This is a genomic window from Streptococcus oralis ATCC 35037 (genome assembly GCF_900637025.1).
Lineage (GTDB): Bacteria > Bacillota > Bacilli > Lactobacillales > Streptococcaceae > Streptococcus > Streptococcus oralis.
The window spans coordinates 977,375-1,000,267 of record NZ_LR134336.1; the positions used below are offsets into that span (position 1 = coordinate 977,375).

The following is a 22,893-nucleotide window of genomic DNA, read 5'->3' on the forward strand; positions in this document are numbered from 1 at the left end:
GATCTAGTCCCTGATGACTGGTATCCAGAGTTCCATTTGGTAGTCTGGGGACGACATATCTCCTTTGAAATAAACTTCAAAGTCTGGGGCTCCTGAATGGCGATAACCAGTTTCCGGGAAAAAGACTTCTAAGACGTATTTCCAAGCATGGTGGATGCTAGCTGGTATAGCCCCCTTGACTGGTACGATGGCATATTCAGCTTCTGGAATTTCTTTGATGGACAGACCTAGTTCTTCTGCTTTAGTTTTATCCGTCACATCATAAGCAGCCATATAGTTAATGATTTCGCCTTCTTTGACATCCGAGCAGACGCCAAAGGATTGGCCACTGCCTAAACTTTCTAGGCTTTCCAAGCTGTGATGGGCATAGAGATGCTCCCAAGCAGACGGGCATTTGCTATTGTCAATAGCTTCCAATAGGACGCCTGCCACGGTAAATGCAGGTTTCTTTTGAATCTTGATATCCATGTTCTTTCCTCCTGTAATTTTTAAGGATAATTGAAGTCTAGGAAAGACCCGATAAGGTTTTCCATTTCGAACTTCTGAGGGGGTTGCACCATGGAATTTCTTGAAGGCTGTGCTGAAGGCGTCAGCAGACTCATAGCCGTATTTCATTGCTATGTCAATGACTTTCTCAGAGCCTTCCCGCAAGTCTGTCACAGCTTCTGATAGCCTGCGATTGCGCAAATATTCTGCCAAGGTCATATCAGCCATGATGGAAAAGATTCTGCTAAAAAGAGGATAAGAATAGCCCGATAACTGCTGAAATCTTTTCATATCCACTTCTCCAGTCAGTTGCTGCTCCAAATAATCCATGGTTTGATTGAATTGATGCATCATATTCTTCTTTTCTTACCTCCACAAGATACAAAGGTCGTTAAAAGCAAAGTGAAAATTGGAAAATTAACGCTGGTTCTTCTGATTCTAGGTAATTTTTTCTTTTTCGCATAGCTTTTAGGCCGTGTTCAATTCTATCTATATTCTAACAAATACAAGATACTTCCACCCTAGAATCTTTGTACAAGATTTAAAGGTGTAAATTCTATAACTTATCTTTTAATTTCTCAACAAAGAGATAGGCTGCAGGGCAGGTCAAGGTATTCTTAATCGTCAAATGGTTGATTTGGTGGATCTTTTTACGGTCTGTATGGGGGAATTCACGACAGGCCTTGGGACGAACGTCATAGATGGAGCAGAGATTATCTCCTCCTAGAAAGGGGCAAGGCATGGATTTGAAAACCTTGTCCCCATCTTCATCCACCTGTAAAAACTCTGCTTCAAAGGCTGGTAATTTCATCTTAAAGTACTTAGCGATACGGGTGATGTCTGCCTCTTTAAAGTCTGGTCCCAAAGTCTTGCAACAGTTGGCACAGGCAGTACAATCAATCTCTGCAAAGACTTCTTGGTGAATCTGCTGCGCAATCTTATCTAATTTTTTAGGAGGTTTTTTCTTTAGATTAGCTAACACTTTGCGGTGCTCCTTCTGCTTTTGCAGTGCTAGTTGGTGGTAATACTCAATATCAATCTCTTTAGACATAATTTCTTCCTAATACAAGTGTTTTTGTCTATTATACCATAAACACTGCCCCCTTTTTGCCCCCTGAACAGAAAAAAAGCCCTTCGGAAAAAATCCGAGAGGCTTCAAACCTTGTTCACTGAACTAGATTATTTTTTAAGGTTGTAGAATGATTTCAATCCACGGTATTCAGCTACTTCACCAAGTTGGTCTTCGATACGAAGCAATTGGTTGTATTTAGCGATACGGTCTGTACGTGAAAGTGAACCAGTCTTGATTTGTCCTGCGTTAGTTGCAACTGCGATGTCAGCGATTGTTGAATCTTCAGTTTCACCTGAACGGTGTGATACAACGGCAGTGTAACCAGCTTCTTTCGCCATTTCGATAGCATCAAATGTTTCAGTAAGAGTACCGATTTGGTTAACTTTGATAAGGATTGAGTTAGCAGCACCTTCTGCAATACCTTTTTCAAGGTAAGAAGTGTTTGTTACGAAGAAGTCGTCACCAACCAATTGAACTTTACCACCAAGACGTTCAGTAAGAGCTTTCCAACCGTCCCAGTCGTTTTCGTCCATACCATCTTCGATAGTGATGATTGGGTATTTGTTTACCAATTCTTCAAGGTAGTCGATTTGTTCTGCAGCAGTACGTACAGCAGCTCCTTCACCTTCGAATTTAGTGTAGTCGTAAACTTTACGTTCTTTATCGTAGAATTCTGATGAAGCACAGTCAAATCCGATAAATACGTCTTTACCAGGAACATAACCAGCAGCTTCGATCGCAGCAAGGATAGTTTCAACACCGTCTTCAGTTCCTTCGAAACGAGGAGCGAATCCACCTTCGTCACCTACGGCTGTTTCAAGACCACGAGATTTAAGAATTTTCTTAAGAGCGTGGAAGATTTCAGCACCCCAACGAAGAGCTTCTTTGAATGATGGTGCACCAGCAGGTACGATCATGAATTCTTGGAAAGCGATTGGAGCGTCAGAGTGAGAACCACCGTTGATGATGTTCATCATTGGAGTTGGAAGAACTTTAGTGTTGAATCCACCAAGGTAGCTGTAAAGTGGGATTTCAAGGTAGTCAGCAGCAGCACGAGCTACAGCGATAGACACACCAAGAATTGCGTTTGCACCCAATTTACCTTTGTTAGGAGTACCGTCAAGTGCGATCATAGCACGGTCGATAGCTTGTTGGTCACGTACATCGTAGCCGATGATTGCTTCAGCGATGATGTTGTTTACGTTGTCAACAGCTTTTTGTGTACCAAGACCACCGTAACGAGATTTGTCACCGTCGCGAAGTTCAACTGCTTCGTGTTCACCAGTAGAAGCTCCTGAAGGAACCATACCACGTCCGAAAGCACCTGATTCAGTATAAACTTCTACTTCAAGTGTTGGGTTACCGCGTGAGTCTAGGACTTCGCGAGCGTAAACATCAGTAATAATTGACATTTTTTACTCTCCTTTGAGTTAAATTTTTTACACCTCTATGATACCTTAAAAATAAACGTTTTTCAAGAAAAAACGTTATCTTTGTGCAAATTTTCCTTAACTTTATAAAGTAATCGCTTTCTTTTGTCTGTTTTCTTGCGATTTTTGTGATATACTGTTTTTATGACAGATTTATCAAAACAACTACTAGAAAAAGCTCATGGTGGGCCCAAATTAAACCCTGACGAACAACGCCGCTATCTCGGCACTTTCGAGGAAAGAGTTCTTGGCTACGCGGATATCAGTACTGCCAATAGTCCTGAATTAGAACATGGATTTTTCTCTATTTTAGAGGGTTTTCAAGAAAAGGTAGAGGAACTTTTTGTGAAAATCTCACCAAATATCGAGTTTGACAAACAGGTCTTTTACTTAAAACAAGCAAAGGAAAGCAACTGTCAGGCGACTATTGTTTCAGACGATCACATCACCTCTCCTTTCGGTCTTGTCATTCATACAAATGAACCTGTTCAAGTAGACGAAAAGGACCTTAGACTTGCATTCTCAAGCCTCTGGGAAGAGAAAAAGGCAGAGCCACCTAAAAAATCCATCTGGAAAAAATGGTTTGGTTAATCCTTCCTCAAATTTAATAAACGACCAATATTAGTAGATGTGTGCTCCAAATAGAGTCTTGCATTTTTCAGACTGTCTTCCAAAGGTTCACTTTTTTCTAAAATAGAAAAGGCTGCTTGGATATTTTCGAATGGTAGGGAAGGTAAACCCTCGGAAAGACTACCACAAATAGCGATAACTGGAACTCCTTCAGGAGTTCTTTTTGCTACACCGATAGGAGCTTTTCCAACAAAGCTTTGACTGTCCAGTCTACCTTCTCCAACGATAACCAAGTAGGCCCCTGCAACCTTCTTGTCAAAGTCAATCAAATCTAAGCAAGTGTCAATCCCAGATACGATAGTGGCCTCAGCAAAGGCACAGAGCCCAGCCGCAATCCCACCGCCGGCTCCTGCTCCTTTAAGAGAGAGGGTTGATGGTGAAAATTTTTCATAGAACCGCTGTATAGCCAAATCTACTGTCTCAAACAAAGCAGGATCCAAGCCCTTTTGTTTTCCAAATGTATAGGTCGCTCCTTGAAGACCACATAGAGGGCTCACGACATCTGCTAAAATGCGGATTTTCACATCTTCAGGTATCCTATACAACTCGCTGTCTGAAACTAACTCGAATTCAAGCAAAGTCTGACCGCAAGCTGGCAATTCTTTTCCATTCTTATCATAAAAACGATAACCTAAACCAGCAGCAATGCCTATCCCACCGTCATTACTAGCCGTACCACCAACGCCGACATAGATATCTTTCATCCCTTGATCAACGAGATGACGAATCAACTCTCCGATACCTTTGGTTTGGATGTGAAGGGGATTTCGTTTCTCCCGCGGAATCTTCCCAAGACCAACCAAGTCAGCAACTTCGAAGAGCGCTATTTGATCTTTGTGAAAGTAGCGCATGGATTCTTTTAGCCCAAAAGGCCCTGTCACCTCTTGCCATTTTTCTTCGAGTTCAAGAGAATGTCGGATAGCGTCTACAGTTCCTTCCCCACCATCACCTACAGGGCAAAGCAGACATTCTACATCTGCTATCGATTTTTGGAATCCTCTTTTTATAGCTTGAGCAACCTCTTCTGCCGTCAAACTTTCTTTAAAAGAATCGGGTGCAATTACAATTTTCATAGTTCCCTCTCATTCTAAGAAATCAATCAAAGGTAGAACTTCTAAAAGCTCCCTCGTATCTACATGACAAGCTATCTCGGATTTTACGACTTCTTTGGCACAAAATGCAATACTACATCCTGCTGACTTTAACATCAAGAGGTCATTGGCACCATCACCGATGGCAATCGTTCTTTCTTTGGGAAGTTTCAGTTCTTTTTTCCATTTCTCAAGAGTAACTTGTTTTACTTGACCTGTCACAATTTCACCAACTAATTTTCCTGTTAAAAAACCGTCTTTGACTTCCAACTGGTTGGCGGAGAAATAGGAAATACCAAGGGATTTTGCTAATCTTTCAACTATTGGTGTAAAGCCACCAGACACTAGACCGACTAGAATGCCCTTCTTTTGAAGTATGGAGATAAATTCTTGAGCATTCTTGGACAGATGAATGGATTTGAAGACAGTATCAAAGACCGAAACCGGAAGGCCTTTTAACAAAGCTACCCTCGCTCGTAAACTTGTTTCAAAGTCCAGTTCACCTCGCATTGCCTGGCTTGTAATCTGCGATATTTCTTCTTCGCAACCTGCTTCTTTTCCTAAAAGATCAATCACTTCTTCTGCTATCAGGGTGCCGTCAACGTCCATGACACACAAGCCTTTTACTTGAGACATAAACTTTCCTTTCTAAACAGCCCAAAAATCGTATGAAAGAATCATACGATTTTATCTATTAGTTGACTAAACTATGGTACAAGTCAAGATAAGACTTACAAGCTGTATCCCATGAGAAATCGCATTCCATAGCTTGTTTTTGTAGATTTCTCCAAACTTCCGGCTGGTACTTATAAACATCCAAGGCTGTTTGGAAACTCCAGTTAAGCCAGTATGGTGTTAAATTATCAAAGCTAAATCCAGTTCCAGTTCCTTCGATTGGATTGAAGGATTGAACCGTATCACGCAAGCCACCCACTTCATGAACCAATGGTAGAGTTCCATAGCGCATCGCCATCATTTGAGACAAGCCACATGGTTCAAAACGACTTGGCATGAGGAAGAGATCACAAGCTGCGTAGATTTCTTGAGCGAGCTTGACGTCAAAAGTGATATTTGCTGATAGTTTGTCTGGATAGACTTGCGCAAACCAGGAGAAGGAATGTTCAAAAGCTGGGTCACCTGTTCCTAAAAGGACTATTTGAACGTCCTCCTGTAAGAAACGATGCAAGCTTTCTACAACAACATCAAAACCTTTTTGGCGCGTCAATCGAGAGACAATCCCAACTAGCGGAACATCTGCTCGCACAGGCAACCCAACTCTCTCTTGTAATTTTGCTTTGTTTTGAGCTTTTCCAGACAAATCTTCTTTATTAAAATGATAATCTAAAAGTGGGTCTGTTTGAGGATTATAAAGATCTGCGTCAATACCATTAACTATACCTGAAACCTTACCTGACTCCATCCGAAGAATCTGGTCCAAACCGCAACCAAACTGACTGGTCATAATCTCGTGCGCATAGCTAGGGGAAACGGTTGAGACACGATCCGCGTAGAGAATGCCTGCTTTCATCCAGTTGAGACAATCATTCCAGCGAAGGGTGCCATCAGCATAACGTTCAAAGCCAACACCGAACAAATCCCATAACATTCCTTCAGAAAATTGACCTTGAAATTCCAAATTGTGAATGGTTAAAACTGTTCTGATTCCTTGATATGCCTGAATCCAATGGTACTTTTCTTTTAACAAGAAGGGAATCATGGCTGTGTGGTAATCATGAACATGGAGAAGGTCAGGGATAAAGCCGATGCGTTCCATGGCTTCAAGAGCAGCCAGTTGGAAGAAGGCAAAGCGTTCACCATCGTCAAAATCACCGTACACATGACCACGGAAGAAATAATACTGATTATCAATGAAGTAGAAGGTTACCCCATTCAAGACCGTTTTCTTAATACCACAGTACTGTCTACGCCATCCTACACTAACTTCAAAGTGGAGAACATCCTCAATCTGGTCTCCAAACTTTGCTTCTACCATATCATAATAAGGTAAGAAAACTGCAACTTCGTGCCCCGCTTTTACAAGTGATTTGGGAAGTGCACCAATGACATCGCCCAAACCACCTGTTTTTGAAAAGGGTGCTCCTTCTGCCGCTACAAATAAAATTTTCATGAATAAATGTCCTCTGTTACTGTTTCACCCTTCTTCACTACAACTGGATGTTCTGCTGTGCCTCGAATGACAACACCGTCCGCAACCTCAACGCCCTTATCCAAGATAGCATATTCAACTTGGGCACCTTGTCCAATCACAACACGAGGGAACAGAACGCTGTTCTTCACAACACTATCTTTGTGAACATAAATATTACGAGATAGGACTGACTGAACTACTTCACCCTCAATGATACTACCAGAAGCAAACTGAGAAGTACTTACTTTTGAAGTATTCGCATAATAGGTTGGCTCTTCGTTCTTAACCTTGGTATAAATCTTTTGATTTGGTGAGAAGAGAGAATAGAACTTTTTAGATTCAAGCATATCAATATTTGCTTGATAATAGGACTGAACAGAGTGAATATTAGCTAAGTAGCCTGTGTATTCGTAAGCAAAAGCTCCTTCTTTTGCAGCTAAATCGCGGAGGACATAGCGCAACTTTTCAGGATATTCTTTCTGAGCCTCTTCTTCAAGTCGTTCAATCAACCAAGGAGTATCCACAACAAAGATATCTGTAGACATATTGAAGAGTTCATCTGTAGATTTATTATCAAAGAGTTTGTGCGAACGAACATGGTCAGTTTCATCGATTTCCAAAATAGCATTCACATCTGAAATGTCTTTCTTTGGAAGTTTCTTATATACAACTGTAATCGGACCTTTTGTTGTATTGTGTAGGTGGAAGACTTGATTCAAGTCAATATTCACCAGCACATCGCAGTTAATCGAAACGGTTTGGTTTGAACCTGAACGTCTCAAGTAGGTAAGAAGCTGTTGGTAATACTCTTTTCCAACTGTACTGCTTTCAACACGAGTATTGTAAATTCCTAGATAGTAGTGACTTAGAAGAGTTGACAAGCCCCACTCACGACCTGAACGGATATGGTCGAATACTGAGCTGATATTGTCTTGTTGGAAAATACCAAAGATACTACGAACACCTGCATTTGCAAGGCTGGAAAGAGGGAAGTCAATCAAACGGTATTTCCCACCGAAAGGCAAGCTAGCTACCGGACGGTGTTCTGTTAATGTTGACATGTCATGAAAACCAACTGTGTTTCCTAAAATGGCTGAATATTTATCAATCTTCATCTGTTGCTACCCCCACTACTTCATTGTATCCTACTACTTGTACTTCGTCCGTTCCGTCAATCTCTACGCCGTCTGCAATAATGGCACCCTCACCAATAATAGCACGAGTAATCTTTGCGCCATGGCCAATAATAGCTCCACTCATGATGACAGAATCAACGACCTCAGCACCTTCACGTACTTGTGCTTCTGTTGAAAGAATCGAACGTTTAACAGTTCCATCTACAAAACAGCCATCCACGACCAATGAATCTTCAACGTGTGCATGCGCACCAAAGTAGTTTGGTGGTGAAATCAAGTTTCTAGAGTAAATTTTCCACTGACGATTGCGACTATCCAAGGCGTTTTCTGGTGAAATGTACTCCATATTAGCTTCCCAAAGTGACTCAATCGTACCAACGTCTTTCCAGTAGCCATTAAATTCATAAGCATAGACACTTTCACCAGACTCGAGATAGTTAGGGATAACGTTCTTACCAAAGTCTGACATATCCACATTGCTCTTTTCAGCAGCAACAAGCATATTGCGAAGCCGTTTCCAGTCAAAAATATAAATTCCCATAGAAGCCTTTGTAGACTTAGGTTGAGCAGGTTTTTCCTCAAATTCAACGATACGGTTATTGGCATCTGTATTCATGATACCGAAACGGCTAGCTTCTTTGAGAGGTACGTCTAGGACAGCTACTGTCAAACTGGCATTGTTATCCTTATGGGACTGAAGCATATCATCGTAGTCCATCTTGTAGATGTGGTCACCAGAAAGAATCAAAACATACTCAGGATTAACACTGTCGATATAGTCAATGTTTTGGTAGATAGCGTGACTAGTCCCTTCAAACCAACGGTTTCCTTCGCTGGCTGAATAAGGTTGTAAAATAGAGACACCTGAATTGATACCATCCAATCCCCAGCTCGAACCATTTCCAATATGGTTGTTCAAAGCAAGAGGTTGGTACTGCGTAATCACACCAACATTATGGATTCCAGAGTTTGCACAGTTGGAAAGAGCAAAGTCAATGATACGGTAGCGCCCACCGAATTGCACTGCCGGTTTGGCAATGCTTTGAGTGAGTTTTCCGAGACGTGTTCCTTGCCCACCCGCAAGGATCAAAGCTAGCATTTCATTCTTCATTTTCTACTCCTTTATAAAGACATGTGAACGTTAAAATCGAAAGAAGGTCGGAAGTCAAACTTTTTATAAAAATAATAGGAAATCCATTTCTCTTGTGTTTCAAGTCCAATACAAGTACATCCGTTTTTAAAAACTAAAAAATATCATCAACAGCCCATTATTCTTTTTTCTTAGCTTGTTTCAAACGACGCTTGATCTTCCAGATGCTTGCTCCCATGGCAGGCAAGGTAAAGGTCAAAGTCTGCTCATAATCTTTCCATAAGCCTTCTTGAGTCTGAACTGTTTGATTGTGCTCTTTCCACACACCTCCCCATTCTTCTAATTCTGTATTCCAAACTTCTTCGTAAATACCTGCAACAGGTAAACCAATCGTAAAGTCCTTACGTTCAACTGGTGCCATGTTAAAGACACAGACTAACATTTCGTCCTTCTTGCCCTTACGAATAAAGGAAAGGACACTCTGATCTCTATTATCAGCATCGATAATCTCGATACCATCATAACTAGTATCAATTTCCCACAGACAACGATGCTCTTTATAGAATTGATTCAGTTGTGAAGTAAAATGCTTCATCTTGGCATTCATCGGATCTTCTAGATTAGACCACTCCAACTGCTCCTCGGACTTCCACTCGAGGAATTGTCCGTACTCACTACCCATGAACAAGAGTTTCTTACCTGGATGACAAATTTGATAGGTGTAGAGGTTGCGCAGACCAGCGAACTGATTGTAGCGATCTCCCCACATCTTATGCATCATACTCTTCTTACCATGAACTACTTCATCATGTGAGAAAGGCAGGAGATAGTTTTCATTGAAAACATACATAAAGCTGAAAGTCACAAGATTAAAGTCATACTTGCGATAAATCGGATCTTCCTCGTAGAAACGGAGAATGTCGTTCATCCAGCCCATATTCCATTTATAGTCAAACCCAAGGCCGCCCATTTCTTTCATGCCAGTAATCTTTGTTGCTGATGAACTTTCTTCTGCAATCATCATGATATCTGGATGAGCTAACTTAATCACTGTGTTCAACCGTTGAAGGAAATAATAACCCTCGTAGTTAAGATTTCCGCCGTCCTTATTTGGAGTCCAAGGAGCATTATCATAATCTAGATACAGCATATTGCTCACTGCATCGACCCGAATACCATCTAAGTGGTAAAAATCAATCCAAAATTTAATACTTGAAATCAGGAAAGATTGGACCTCATTTTTCCCGAGGTCAAAATTCAGAGCACCCCAACCATAGTTATGAGCCTTGTTGTGATCTTGGTATTCAAAAGTTGGTGTACCGTCATAATATGCCAAGGCATCATCATTAATAGTGAAATGACCTGGAACCCAGTCGACGATAACACCGATATTATTTATATGACACTCTTCAACGAAATCTTGAAACTCGTCAGGTGTACCATAGGAATGTTCAAAAGCAAAGTAACCCATAAGTTGATAGCCCCAGCTCAATCCAAGTGGGTGAGCCATTAAAGGCATGAACTCAATATGTGTATAGTTCATCTCAACTAAGTATGGAATCAACTCGTCTTTCAGTTGCGAAAAAGTATAGGGACTACCATCTGGATTTCTCTTCCAAGATCCTGCATGGGCTTCATATATATTAACTGGTCTCTCGAAAAATCCCAGACGTTTGCGACGTGCTAACCAAAGGCCATCTTTCCATTTCTTTTCACGGATATTGGTCAAAACAGCTCCTGTACCCGGTCTAGCTTCAAAATAAACTGCCAATGGATCGATCTTCATAATCTGGTGACCATTTGCACGCGTGATATGATATTTATAAATCTGACCATCCTGAGCTTGACTCGTAAAGACTTCCCAAACACCTGCTTCATTACGAACCATGGGAATCTGATTCTCAACCCAATCGGTAAAATCACCAACTAAATGAACTGCTTGTGCATTTGGGGCCCAAACCCTAAAGGTATAGCCTATTTCTCCGTTTTTCTCCTCTCTATGCGCTCCTAAATAATGCTGGAGGTGAAAGTTCTCACCTGTAGTAAAGGTTCTTAATGCTTCTTGATTATTCATTCAATCCCCTTTCTTTTGTAAGCGTTTTCTATAATTCTATTATACACTCTTTTAAGGTAACTTTCAAGTAATTTACGAAGGAAATCATATTTTTTTATGAAAGCCTTCAAAAAATTACCTAGCATTTTAAAAAAGATATCCAGAAAATAGAACACGAAACAATTTCCATATATTTTTTTATTATAATACCAGAATATTCGTTTTTTATCAATTTTAAACTGCATTTTTTTGAAAAAAATAAAATCAGGAAGTCGTTTTCCTGATTTTATAAATTATTTCACATCAAAAACAATGGATTTAACATTTGTCATCGCTTCGATACTATATTTAATTCCTTGTACTCCTGCACCAGAACCTTTTACACCAAGGAATGGGAAATTATCTGGTCCACGTTGTGTTTTATTATTAATATGAACGGTACCAACTTCAAGTTTTTCAGCAATTTCAAACGCCTTCTTAAAGTCATTTGTAAAGACTGAAGATTGAAGACCGAATTCTGATTCATTAGCAATTTCAAGTGCTTCATTGGCATCTGCAACTCGAATAATTGGGAGAACAGGTCCAAATGGTTCTTCCCAGGCTAATTTCATATCTCTTGTGACATAATCAAAAAGTCCTGGCCAAATGAGATTATTCTCACGTTTGATTGGGCTGAGCGCTTTGGCTCCTTTTTCCTGAGCATCTTCAATCAATCCCCAGATGAAATCAGCTGAAGCATTATCAATAACTGGCGTGATATCTGTATTGTCAAATGGATCACCGACTGTTAGCTTAGCAACTTCAGCTTGGAGCAATTCTGCCAATCTGTCTGCTACGCTTTCCACAACCAAAACACGTTTGATAGCGGTACAACGCTGACCAGAGTAGCTAAAGGCACCACCTACGATTTGCTTAGCTGCATTTTCTAAATCTGCATCTTCTAAGACAATTGCTGCATCTTTCCCACCAAGTTCAAGCATAATCGGGCGCATACCAGCTAAACGACCAATACGCTCACCAATCGGTGTTGAACCTGTAAAGTTAATGAAGTTCACTTCCTTGTGTTCGATGATGTAGTCTCCGATTTCAGAACCACGTCCAGTGATGGTGTTAAAGACACCTGCTGGGATTCCTGCTTCGTCAAATGCTTTAGCTAGCAAGAGGCCAGAAATAGATCCTTGTGTTGGGGGTTTGAACATAACGACATTTCCTGCAATCAAAGCCGGAGCAATCTTAGATCCAGAAAGGTTGACTGGATAGTTAAATGGTGCAATAGCTAAAACGACACCAACTGGTTCACGACGGACAACGGCTAGTTTATTTTTACTTGCAGCTTCAAAACCGCCACCTTCCATTGCTTGTCCAGTGATACGGAGACCTTCCTCGGCAGCAAAACGAATCAATTCTGCTGTACGTACTACTTCTCCAATGGCTGCTTTAATCCCTTTTGCAACCTCTTTAGCAAGAATGGTACCAATTTTTTCTTTGTCACGTTCCAAAATGTCTGCTGTCTTATGCAAATAGGCTGCACGCTCAACGGGTGCTAAATCACGCCATGCTGGGAGAGCTGCACGCGCAGCTTTCATCGCCTCATCTACTTCAGCCTGACTCATAGCAGGTACTGTACCCAACTTTTCTTGATTGATGGGAGAATAGATGGCAATTTCATTCTCTGATGATTTCCATTTTCCATTCACTAAATTCTGATAATGTGTCAAATTCTCTTCCTCCTGAAAATGATTAAAACTTATTTTATCAAATTTTCAGAAAATTACAACCCCTTTTTGGAAAATATTGATATTTTTTTCACAAACTTGATTCTTCAAATTATTTGAAATTTATTCCTATTAGATATTGGTTTTTCAATAAAAATAAAAAAGGTCTAGAGTTAACTAAACCTTTTTGTAGTATTTACTATGAAAGTACCTTCAAGACTGCAACGCTGATATCATCAATCACATTAGACTCTTGAGAACGACTGTTGGACACAAGCATTTCAAGATTTCCTGCATTTTCAAAGTAGAAGGAGGTTCCCTTGGCATTAAATACCACCAATAAATGCTCTGCAGCACCGTGAATTTCGTAAACAATCCACCCACTATTTTCAGCAGCTGTATGGACGAAGACATGACGATAAACTTCTTCATATGTAGGATAAGAGAAAGCACGCGTTTGTGTTTTTAGACGAATAATCTGACGGATAAATTCAATGCTCTCTTGTCTCTCATTGATTAAATCCCAGTTGACCTGGTTGACACTATCTGGAGCATTATAACTATTCATGGCGCGTTCTCTATCTGCCGGAGTCAGCTCACCATTTTCTCCAGTAGCAAGGAGTTTGGTGCGGCCAAATTCTTGACCCAACTCTATAAAGGACATCCCTTGCATAAGAACGCTCATCGCTGTTGCTGTCTCAACCTGACGCATAATCTTATCTGAACTGTAATCTGGATGAAGGGTTACTAACAAATCATGCAAGTTGTAATTATCATGGGCTTCCACATAGTTAAGAACTTGGTTTGGACTAAGATATGAGCCCAACTCTCGGCTACCAAGAATAGCTTTGGCTACAATCGGTTCTGTAGCTGCACCACTAACAAATCCTGCCTTGATTGAACCATAAACTTCTCCTCCTTTGATGGCATCACGCTGATCATCATTGAAGAATCCAATATTTGGCATCTGGTAGGCATTGTCCTTCTTGGCCTTATCATAAGGCGCAAGACCGATCCCCATATCCCAACCTTCTCCATAGGTGATAATACGTGGATCAACTTCATCAAGTGCCCAACGAATTGCCTGCATGGTTTTGACATCGTGAATTCCCATCAAGTCAAAACGGAAACCGTCAATATTGTATTCTTTCACCCAATAAAGGAGTGAGTCAATCATGTACTTACGGTACATTTCGTGTTCGCTTGCGGTTTCATTTCCAACACCTGTTCCGTTTTGAAAGGTTCCATCTGGATTCATACGATAGTAATAATCAGGAACAGTTGTTTGGAAAGGTGCATCGACCGTTGAGAAGGTATGGTTATAAACGACATCCATAATGACACCGATTCCTGCATCGTGATATGCCTGAATCATGGTCTTGAGGTCTCGAATAACCTGTCCAGGATCATCTGGGTTACTAGAGAAACTTGGTTCTGGGGCATTGTAGTTTTGAGGATCATAACCCCAGTTATAGGTTACATTTCCGTCCTCGTCGTATTCCTTATGGCGATCAAAGATTGGTTGGAGCTGAACATAATTACAGCCGAGTTCTTTGATATAGTCAAAGGCGGTTGCTTGGTCGAATTGGTTGGTCGTTCCTGTCTGGGCAGCACCAAGGAAGGTCCCTCGAAGATTTTCTGGAACTCCAGATGTTGGCGATTTTGTAAAATCACGAATGTGCATCTCACAGATAACCGCTTTACATGGGTTTTCCAAACGCCAAGGAGCGTCTGTCCCATGCTTGACTTTAAATCCTTCTACCTGTCTATCTTGCTGAGAGAGAATGACGGAACGTTTCCCGTCAGGGCTTGTAGCAATAGTGTAAGGATCTCGTGTCAAAGTCTGATGGTGTGGAAACTCAATCTGATACTGATAAGCTTTACCTGCAAGATTTTCGTCTAAATCTACACTCCAAACACCAATGGTATTGTACTTATGACTGTATGAATAGCTATTCCCACGCTCAAGATTAAAGGTTTTCCAAATCGGCGCGTCGTTACTTGTATTTTCATAAACGACCACTTGGACTGCTGTAGCGGTTGGAGCCCAGAGTTTAAAGCTTGTCTGGTAGTCAGAGATACTATACCCCAACTCTCCTTGGTATCCCCAATGGTGATCAAAACTTTCACTGTGAAAGGCTTTATCAAAAGCAAACGGGTTTCGATCTTTATAGCAAGAACTTGCAATGGCTGGATTTTCAGAATAATAAACCGTCTCATCACCATCCAAAATCCAAACCTCAGTCAACAGTGGATAATAGTTAAACCGTAGGAGATAATCTTTTGTCTTTCCATCTATTTCGACAGAAAAGGTCAGAGTATCGAGCCTTTCTGCACTTGTAACTGTAAAGGAGAATTTTGCTCCAAAATAGTCATTTTCATAATACAAATTTTCTTTAACATCTGCCTGTTTTCTACTGAATGAACAAGCATCATAATCCCCATTTTTTCGGTGAAAATGGATGACTACTGGGTATCTATACATTTCTTTTCCTAATTCCTAATTTCAATTTTTTTATGTAGTGCTGAAGAATTTAGCGGGAATTTCAGCACAATAGAGAATAGCATTAATAGATATAAAAACACATCAGGAGAGATAGTTTCAGACTATCTAACATCTAGTTTTCAACTATTCTTTACAAACTTTCTAGCCAAGCTTCATCTCGAACTTCGATACCAAGTTCTTGTGCTTTTTGGAGCTTGCTTCCTGCATCTGCTCCTGCTACGACAAGATTCGTTTTCTTAGATACACTGCCTGTAACTTTAGCACCAAGGATTTCGAGTTTATTTTTGGCTTCAGAACGTGTGAGACGTTCCAATTTTCCTGTTAATACAACTGTCAAACCTGACAAGGCTGCATCTGCTACTACTGTCTGCCCTTTGTAGTCCAGATTAACTCCAGCTTCTTTCAACTCGTCTAAAAGAATCTTCGATCCTTCTGTAGCAAAATAAGTCTGAAGGCTTTGGGCAATCACACTACCCAAGCTCTCGATACTTGCTACTTCCTCAGGATCTGCTTGGGCTAGATTTTCAATAGAGTGGAAATGTTGGAGCAAGAGTTGGCTAGCCTTACTTCCGACATGGCGAATTCCCAGACCAAACAAGAGTTTTTCAGCAGAGTTTTCCTTGGATGCTTGAATGGCCTGATATAGTTTAGAAGCAGACTTTTCCTTGACGCCTTCTAAAAGAAGGAAATCGTTTTCTTTCAAACGGTAAATATCTGCCACATCCTTAACCAGATTAGCAGCAAAAAGCTTTTCGACGATAGATGGACCAAGACCCGTAATATTCATAGCATCTCGAGAGGCAAAGTGAATCAAACCTTCCATGATTTGGGCAGGACAGCGTGGATTGATACAACGAAGAGCCACTTCATCTTCAAAATGAAGCAACTGACTGTCACAGCTCGGACAGTTAGTCGGAATATCTAGTTTTTCTTCAGAAACACGTTTAGACTCTACCACACGCAGAACAGCAGGGATGATATCTCCAGCCTTATAAACGATAACCGTATCATCTTTGCGGATATCCTTTTCAGCAATATAATCTACGTTGTGAAGAGTTGCACGGCTAACAGTTGTGCCAGCAAGCTGAACAGGTGTTAGATTGGCAGTCGGGGTCACAACACCCGTACGACCTACTGTCCAGTCAACTGAAAGGAGTTGAGCTTCTTTTTCCTCAGCAGGAAATTTATAAGCTACTGCCCACTTAGGTGCTTTAACGGTAAAACCGAGTTCTTCTTGACCTGCTAGGTCGTTAACCTTGATGACCACCCCATCGATATCGTAAGGCAGTTTCTCCCGTTCTTGTCCTACTTCTTGGATAAAATCCCATACCTCATCTATACTTTGAGCCAATATTCGTTTAGGATTAACTACAAAACCAAGCTGTTCAAGATGCTCCAAGACCTTTTCTTGACTATCACGAGTTGAAGGGCTGGCTTCTTGATAGAGGAAAGTAGCAAGATTACGCTTGGCCACTACTGCTGTATCCAACTGACGCAAGGTGCCTGCAGCTGCGTTACGAGGATTAGCAAATTCAGGCTCCCCATTTTCTTGGCGGGCTTGGTTGACCTGATCAAAGGAAGCGCGTGGCATGTAACACTCTCCACGAACGGTGATATCTAGTTCTTCTGGCAAGGTCAAAGGAATATCCTTGACGCGTTTGAGGTTTTCAGTGATATTCTCACCAATAGAACCATCACCACGAGTCGCCCCAGCGACCAAAATCCCATTTTCATAAGTAAGGGAAATAGATAAACCATCGATTTTCAATTCACAGATATAGGTGGGATGGGGAATCTCCTTGCGAACACGTGCGTCAAAAGCTTCTAACTCTTCACGTGAAAAAGCATCCTGCAAACTATAAAGAGGATACTGATGACTGAATTTTTCAAAACCATCTAAAACCTTACCACCAACACGATGGGTCGGACTGTCCGCTAAAACTTGATCTGGATAGGCAGCTTCCAATTCGACCAATTCTCGGTAGAGGCAATCATACTCACTATCTGAAACCGAGGGATTGTCACTCGTATAGTACTCGGTCGCATAGCGGTTAAGTAAGGCAACTAACTCATTCATTCTTTCATTCATAATCCCATTTTACCACAAAGCAAGCCCTCCTCACAATAGAGAAGGGCTGAAAAATGGTTTGTAGTGTAATATTTTCTTAAAAAGAGAAATTATAACTCTTTATCAAAATGACCTCGCACATAAACGAGGGAGAAACAAGACAGGACAATAACCCCGCTTCCAATTATCAGAAAAGAAGAGAGATGGACACTTAGTAGCACCGTCATAAAGCCTTTTGCAATCGGCATAAATAGGATGGCTAAGGTAAAAATGGTGCTTAGTACTCTTCCCAAGTATTCCCCCTCAACCTTGGTTTGCACCTGAGTAAAAAAGTGAATATTAAATATCGTCATAAACAGTTCACAAACTAAATTTCCAGAAAAGGAAAGAAAAGTTGGCAATGGTAACCCCATCATAAAAACTCCAACTCCAGTCAAGGCCAATAGAATCAAAAGATTATAAACACCTGCCTTTATTTTGTTAGCTAGAAGAGCTCCGATAATCGAACCAATAGCGCCCATAGTCAAAATAGTTGCATAAGCTCCTTCTACCCCGTAAAGTCTATTTGAAAAAGGGAGGAGAAATTCAAAAGCTGCAAAAAAGAAATTAACACTCGAAGCTACTACCAAAAGGAAAAAGATCTCTTTCTGGCGCCAAATATAGCGAATTCCTTCTTTCATATCAGCAAAAATATTTTTCCAGCTGAAAGTCTTTTTCTCTTGTTCCTGAGTCTCTTTTTGGGGGAGAAAAGCTACTAAAGTAAATGCAATGAAAAAGCTAATGGCATCTAAAACAAGCGTCATATGGAGACTGGCAAATTGTAAAACGAGGAAAGAAAGTATAGGGGAGCTAACACCTACAACCTGCAAAACTAACTCCAAGCGAGAGTTATAGGTCACTATCTCGTTTTTCTCTACAACCTCAGTTATAATGGCTTTGTTAGCTGTACGAGAAAATGCAAAGGCAATCGCCTGAACAATATTGGCAAAAATCAAGGCAGCAATCATCAAGCTATCATTTCTGATGAAAGAAATAGCTAAGCAAAGAAGGCCACAAATCAAGTCTGTCGTCATCAAAATTTTGCGACGCGAAAAGCGGTCTGAAATCACTCCGCCAAAGGGATTGACCAGAATCGATGTGACGAGTTCAGAAATTTGATAAATCCCAAGAACAGTCTGCCCTATCGTTCCCATTGATGCCAACCAAACACTGTTTCCATAATCATAGAGCATATTTCCTATTTTATTAATAGCACCACGACTAATCAACTGGATTACATGTCGATTCATATAAAAAGCTCCTCTCAAATTTTTAAACTATTGTATCAAAGCTGAAAGGAGTCTCTTTATTTTTCCCTTATTTGGGAAATTTAAGCATTTACAAATTTTTCATAATGTTCCTGATAGTAAGCCACTTGCTCTGGAAGTCCAAGCACATCAAAAATATGCATAGCCTCCTGCATCTGACTACAACCCTCTTCTTTCAAGTCTCTCTGGTAGAGGGCGAAACCTTTGAGATAATGGAAGATATTGCGCTCATAAAGCTTGATACCATTTCCAATCAACTTCTCTACATAGCCCTCAAAATAGTCCGCATCCGCAAAGGATCGATTTTCCAAACAATGCTGGTAACAGTTAAGAGCTAAGATCAAAACAAGTTTTCGATGACGACCAATTTCTTTGTAGTAGTCTTCCCTCTCCATCACTTCTCTGCCAATCCGAGCCACATAGTCCACATTGTAGAAAGTATAGAGATTACCGAAAAGAATCAACTCATACATGGTCCATTCTTCTGTTTGGAAAAGATAATCCGCCACCTTATCCAAATCACTCTGACTCATCGTGTAACGAGCATCTCTTTGACAAATCAGTCCTTGTAGCAGAATCCAATTCAGCTCAAAATAGAGGGGATTGGTCGAACTCTTTGCTTTCTCAAGCTATTCCATTTGAAGCTTTTGAAAACCAGCAATATCATTTGAGTAGTAAAGCGGAATAATCTGTGCCATCAAGGCAACATGTTCATGATTTTGAAAATCCCTAGCCTTGTCCATGAAATTTTCAATAGTCACATGAATATTATCCAGAATCTCAAAGAAACGGGAAACTGCTAAATCAGACTCACCAAGCTCAAAGCGAGATAACTGAGAGGTCGAGCAAGAATCGCCCGCTGCTTCCTTTAAAGAGTAGTTCCCACTGGTTCGAAATTCACGAAATACCTTTCCAAGATGTTCCATTTTTTACACCTGCTCCGATAATTCTTCCCACTCAAACATAGCTTCTTCCTGACGATGGCTGATTTTTTCCAGTTCAGCCTGCATCTCCATGAGTTTTTCAGCGTCATTGGTTTCCAACATTTGTTCAGAGATGGCTTGGCTTTTACTTTCTAGTTCTTCGATTTCAGATTCTAAACTTTCGATTTGTCGCATGAGTTTGCGGGCTTCTTTCTGACTTTCTTTCTGAGCCTGATAATCATTAACTGGACTTTCTTCTTTTTCTTGATTGCTAGTTGAAGCTTCCGCTGTCTGAATCGCTTCTACTTCTGCTTTCTTTTCAACATAGTAGTCGTAATCCCCAAGGTAGAGGGTTGAACCATTTTCGGACAATTCCAAAATATGAGTGGCTACACGATTGATAAAGTAACGGTCGTGACTGACGAAAAGAAGGGTCCCATCAAAGTCAATCAAGGCATTTTCTAGCACTTCCTTGCTATCAATATCCAAGTGGTTGGTCGGCTCGTCAAGAATTAAAAAGTTGTTGTTTTCCATAGAAAGTTTGGCAAGTAACAAACGAGCTTTCTCGCCACCTGACAGCATGCCAACTGATTTTTTAACATCATCTCCTGAGAAAAGGAAGGCACCTAGGCGGTTGCGGATTTCAACTTCTGGTGTCAGTTTAAAATCATTCCAAAGTTCATCCAGAACAGTATTACTTGGTGTCAACTTGCTTTGAGTCTGGTCATAGTAGCCAACCTCAACATTGGCACCAAAACGCTTCTCTCCCTTGATAAAAGGGATCTGGTCCACAATAGACTTGATAAAGGTTGACTTCCCAATGCCATTTGGTCCGACAATCGCAACAGCATTCATCTTACGAAGGTCTAGGTTGATAGGTTCTGACAATATTTCCCCATCATAGCCAATGGCCGCATTTTCAACGGTTAAAACGATATTACCTGATGTTTTTTCAGACTGGAAGGTCATATTGGCTGCTTTCTTACCAGCTTCCGGCTTGTCCAAACGCTCCATTTTTTCCAGTTGTTTACGGCGAGATTGGGCACGTTTGGTCGTTGAAGCACGGACTAGATTGCGATTGACAAAGTCTTCTAGAGCCGCGATTTCCTTCTGTTGCTTTTCATAGTTTTTTGCCTCAGTAGCTAACTTTTGCTCCTTTAACTCAACAAAACGAGAGTAATTGCCTACATAACGATCCAAGGAATGCTTAGTTAAATCGAGTGTAACCGTCGCAACCTTGTCCAAAAAGTAACGGTCGTGACTGACAATAATGAGGGCGCCGCTATAATTTACTAGGTAATTTTCCAACCAGGCAATGGTTTCGATATCCAAGTGGTTGGTTGGCTCGTCCAAGACCAAGAGATTTGGTTTTTCAAGGAGCATTTTGGCCAGAGCCAGACGAGTATTTTGACCACCTGAAAGCTCAGCAATTTTCATCTGCCACATAGACTCGTCAAACTTGAAACCATTCAAGATAGCGCGGATATCAGCTTCGTAGGTAAAGCCACCAGCCTGACGGAAATTCTCTGATAAACGATCATAATCCGCCATCAGTTTATCTAGATCTTCACCATACTTTTCACCCATCTCCAACTCCATCTGACGCAGTTGTGTCTCTGTCCGACGCAAGTCATCAAAGACATAGAGCATTTCATCATAAATGGTATTTTCAGACTCAAAACGGCTATCTTGGGCTAGGTAAGACAGAGAAATATCTTTTTTCTTATTGATTTCTCCACTAGTTGGCTCCTCTTCTCCAACCAAAATCTTTAAAAGAGTAGACTTACCTGCACCATTTTTCCCAATAAGAGCAATTCGGTCTCGTTCATCTACTTGCAGGTTGATATGTTCAAAGAGAACCTCACCAGCAAAAGATCGTTCAATTTTATTAGCTTGTAAAATAATCATATCTCTATTTTACTATCTTTTTCTCTTTTGCACAATTGCAAGGAAAAAAGTTCGAGTCATAAACCCGAACCTTTTATATTAGTATCCAATGCCTCCACGGAATGTGCGAGCCATATCTTTTAAGTCATAGTTTTTAGAAGAGGTATCGATGGTCCATTTTCCATCTTTCTTGGTCATTTTAATTTCATAACCCTCTTTCTTCATATTATCACTAGTGTCTAGTGGAGTTGAATCAAATTGACTTGGTGCATTTTCTAAAATGTACTTCTCACCAGCTTTCATAGCTTCTGAGTAGTTGCTATATTTACCTTTGTTTTCTTCGTAGAATTTACGACTCAATTCATGAACATTCAAGTTATCCAAGTCGATTGTTTCTGGTCTAACATAAACAACAGCATAATCAGGTAAGTATGTCTTCACCTTGTAATCAACTTTTGCTCTCTTAGCATTTGCTTTGATGTAGGCATCTGCGAATGTTCTAAGTTCTGAATCAGATGGTTTGTAGTTATAGAAGCCTTTTCCGAACGATTCTGTAAATTTCTTGATAAACTCTTCTTTATCAGCTTTCGCATCGTTTGTGAATTCAGCACTATTATCAGAAGATTTTTTATCATCAGCAAGCGCAACAACTTGCGACTTATTATCAGTAGCACTTAGGTTCGTTCCACCACCAGAACTTTCCCCATTGAGGTAAACAGCATCGACATATTTTTTCATTACATCTTTCGCTTCATCAATATGATCTTCGTACTGACTTGGATCCACCTTGATTGCTACATCGTTATTCTTTTTAGAATTTTCTTTGATGTCATCGTAAAAGCTAGGTGCGAAGTGGAGTTCATACTTAGCGTTCTTGTCGACTTCATATACTACATAACCAGCAACGCTCTTTCCTTTAGAAAGACTATCACCATATGACATAAATTTAGTTTTACTGTCGCTTTCGTAGATTTGAATTGGTTGTAATTTTTCATCTTTTTCATTATAAAGCGTAATATCTTGGCTAGTAAAACTAAACTGTTTATCACGATTGTTCTTGATTTCGACTTGAAGCGCAAGGTAGCTTGAAGATGAATCTTCATCTTTAGGCAATACAAACATACCGTCTTTTACTGAAACTTCAAAGTTTGAGTTCGAGGCAGTACCATTGTCGCTTGCTTTTTTTTGAGCTCCACAAGCAACAAGTGCTAAAGCTGATAAAAGCAAAGCAGAATGCTTAAGAATTTTTTTCATAATGGATTCTCCTTTAATGATTTACTATATTTTACCATACGCCCTATAAAATTCAAAACAGAAACCAGATATTTTCAAAATATCTTAAATTTATAG

General features: G+C 40.4%; 16 protein-coding genes and 1 pseudogene. 1 reads left to right on the forward strand and 16 read right to left on the reverse strand.

Annotation, left to right across the window (positions count from 1 at the left end; translation table 11 throughout):
- Positions 1-3 precede the first annotated feature (3 nt).
- The 3 genes from EL140_RS05010 to eno form a co-directional block, all read right to left on the reverse strand.
- Complete coding sequence (locus EL140_RS05010) at positions 4-840, reverse strand: AraC family transcriptional regulator (protein WP_002874597.1); 837 nt, start codon at positions 838-840, stop codon at positions 4-6.
- A 202-nt stretch (positions 841-1,042) separates the two neighbouring features.
- Positions 1,043-1,537, reverse strand: a complete 495-nt coding sequence (locus EL140_RS05015; protein ID WP_000031468.1) for a YkgJ family cysteine cluster protein — start codon at positions 1,535-1,537, stop codon at positions 1,043-1,045.
- 128 nt (positions 1,538-1,665) lie between these two features.
- On the reverse strand, positions 1,666-2,970 hold the full coding sequence (gene eno / locus EL140_RS05020; protein ID WP_000022821.1) for a surface-displayed alpha-enolase: 1,305 nt from the start codon (positions 2,968-2,970) through the stop codon (positions 1,666-1,668).
- Between the two features lie 162 nt (positions 2,971-3,132).
- Between eno and EL140_RS05025 the strand changes: the two genes are divergently transcribed.
- Positions 3,133-3,579, forward strand: coding sequence for a DUF1694 domain-containing protein (locus tag EL140_RS05025; protein WP_000131097.1), 447 nt, complete (start codon positions 3,133-3,135; stop codon positions 3,577-3,579).
- On the opposite strand, the gene EL140_RS05030 is transcribed toward EL140_RS05025, so the two are convergent.
- The 13 genes and pseudogenes from EL140_RS05030 to EL140_RS05090 form a co-directional block, all read right to left on the reverse strand.
- Complete coding sequence (locus tag EL140_RS05030) at positions 3,576-4,691, reverse strand: glycerate kinase (protein ID WP_000706404.1); 1,116 nt, start codon at positions 4,689-4,691, stop codon at positions 3,576-3,578. The two genes, EL140_RS05025 and EL140_RS05030, sit on opposite strands and share 4 nt — an antisense overlap.
- Positions 4,692-4,700: 9 nt before the next feature.
- Complete coding sequence (gene serB, locus EL140_RS05035; RefSeq protein ID WP_000084493.1) at positions 4,701-5,345, reverse strand: phosphoserine phosphatase SerB; 645 nt, start codon at positions 5,343-5,345, stop codon at positions 4,701-4,703.
- A gap of 58 nt (positions 5,346-5,403) precedes the next feature.
- Positions 5,404-6,837, reverse strand: a complete 1,434-nt coding sequence (glgA, locus tag EL140_RS05040; protein WP_000697277.1) for a glycogen synthase GlgA — start codon at positions 6,835-6,837, stop codon at positions 5,404-5,406.
- Entirely contained in the window at positions 6,834-7,973 is a 1,140-nt protein-coding gene (glgD, locus tag EL140_RS05045) for a glucose-1-phosphate adenylyltransferase subunit GlgD (protein WP_000687050.1), read from the reverse strand. Before glgD ends, glgA begins: the two co-directional genes overlap by 4 nt.
- Positions 7,963-9,105: a glucose-1-phosphate adenylyltransferase gene (locus tag EL140_RS05050; protein ID WP_000787250.1), complete on the reverse strand. Its 1,143-nt coding sequence runs from the start codon at positions 9,103-9,105 to the stop codon at positions 7,963-7,965. The genes glgD and EL140_RS05050 overlap by 11 nt, the downstream gene beginning before the upstream one ends.
- A gap of 157 nt (positions 9,106-9,262) precedes the next feature.
- Entirely contained in the window at positions 9,263-11,158 is a 1,896-nt protein-coding gene (glgB, locus tag EL140_RS05055; RefSeq protein ID WP_001064528.1) for a 1,4-alpha-glucan branching protein GlgB, read from the reverse strand.
- Between the two features lie 272 nt (positions 11,159-11,430).
- A complete protein-coding gene (locus EL140_RS05060; protein ID WP_002875523.1) occupies positions 11,431-12,855 on the reverse strand; it encodes an NADP-dependent glyceraldehyde-3-phosphate dehydrogenase in 1,425 nt (474 codons plus the stop codon).
- Between the two features lie 196 nt (positions 12,856-13,051).
- Positions 13,052-15,337, reverse strand: a complete 2,286-nt coding sequence (gene pulA / locus EL140_RS05065) for a type I pullulanase (RefSeq protein ID WP_000286535.1) — start codon at positions 15,335-15,337, stop codon at positions 13,052-13,054.
- Between the two features lie 151 nt (positions 15,338-15,488).
- On the reverse strand, positions 15,489-17,447 hold the full coding sequence (gene ligA / locus EL140_RS05070) for an NAD-dependent DNA ligase LigA (RefSeq protein ID WP_001005747.1): 1,959 nt from the start codon (positions 17,445-17,447) through the stop codon (positions 15,489-15,491).
- 89 nt (positions 17,448-17,536) lie between these two features.
- Entirely contained in the window at positions 17,537-18,715 is a 1,179-nt protein-coding gene (locus EL140_RS05075; RefSeq protein ID WP_001079427.1) for an MFS transporter, read from the reverse strand.
- Positions 18,716-18,795: 80 nt separating this feature from the next.
- A pseudogene (locus EL140_RS05080) lies at positions 18,796-19,659 on the reverse strand (Rgg family transcriptional regulator).
- 3 nt (positions 19,660-19,662) lie between these two features.
- On the reverse strand, positions 19,663-21,564 hold the full coding sequence (locus EL140_RS05085; protein WP_000584906.1) for an ABC-F family ATP-binding cassette domain-containing protein: 1,902 nt from the start codon (positions 21,562-21,564) through the stop codon (positions 19,663-19,665).
- A 78-nt stretch (positions 21,565-21,642) separates the two neighbouring features.
- Entirely contained in the window at positions 21,643-22,797 is a 1,155-nt protein-coding gene (locus tag EL140_RS05090) for a DUF5105 domain-containing protein (protein ID WP_000722096.1), read from the reverse strand.
- Positions 22,798-22,893: the final 96 nt, after the last annotated feature.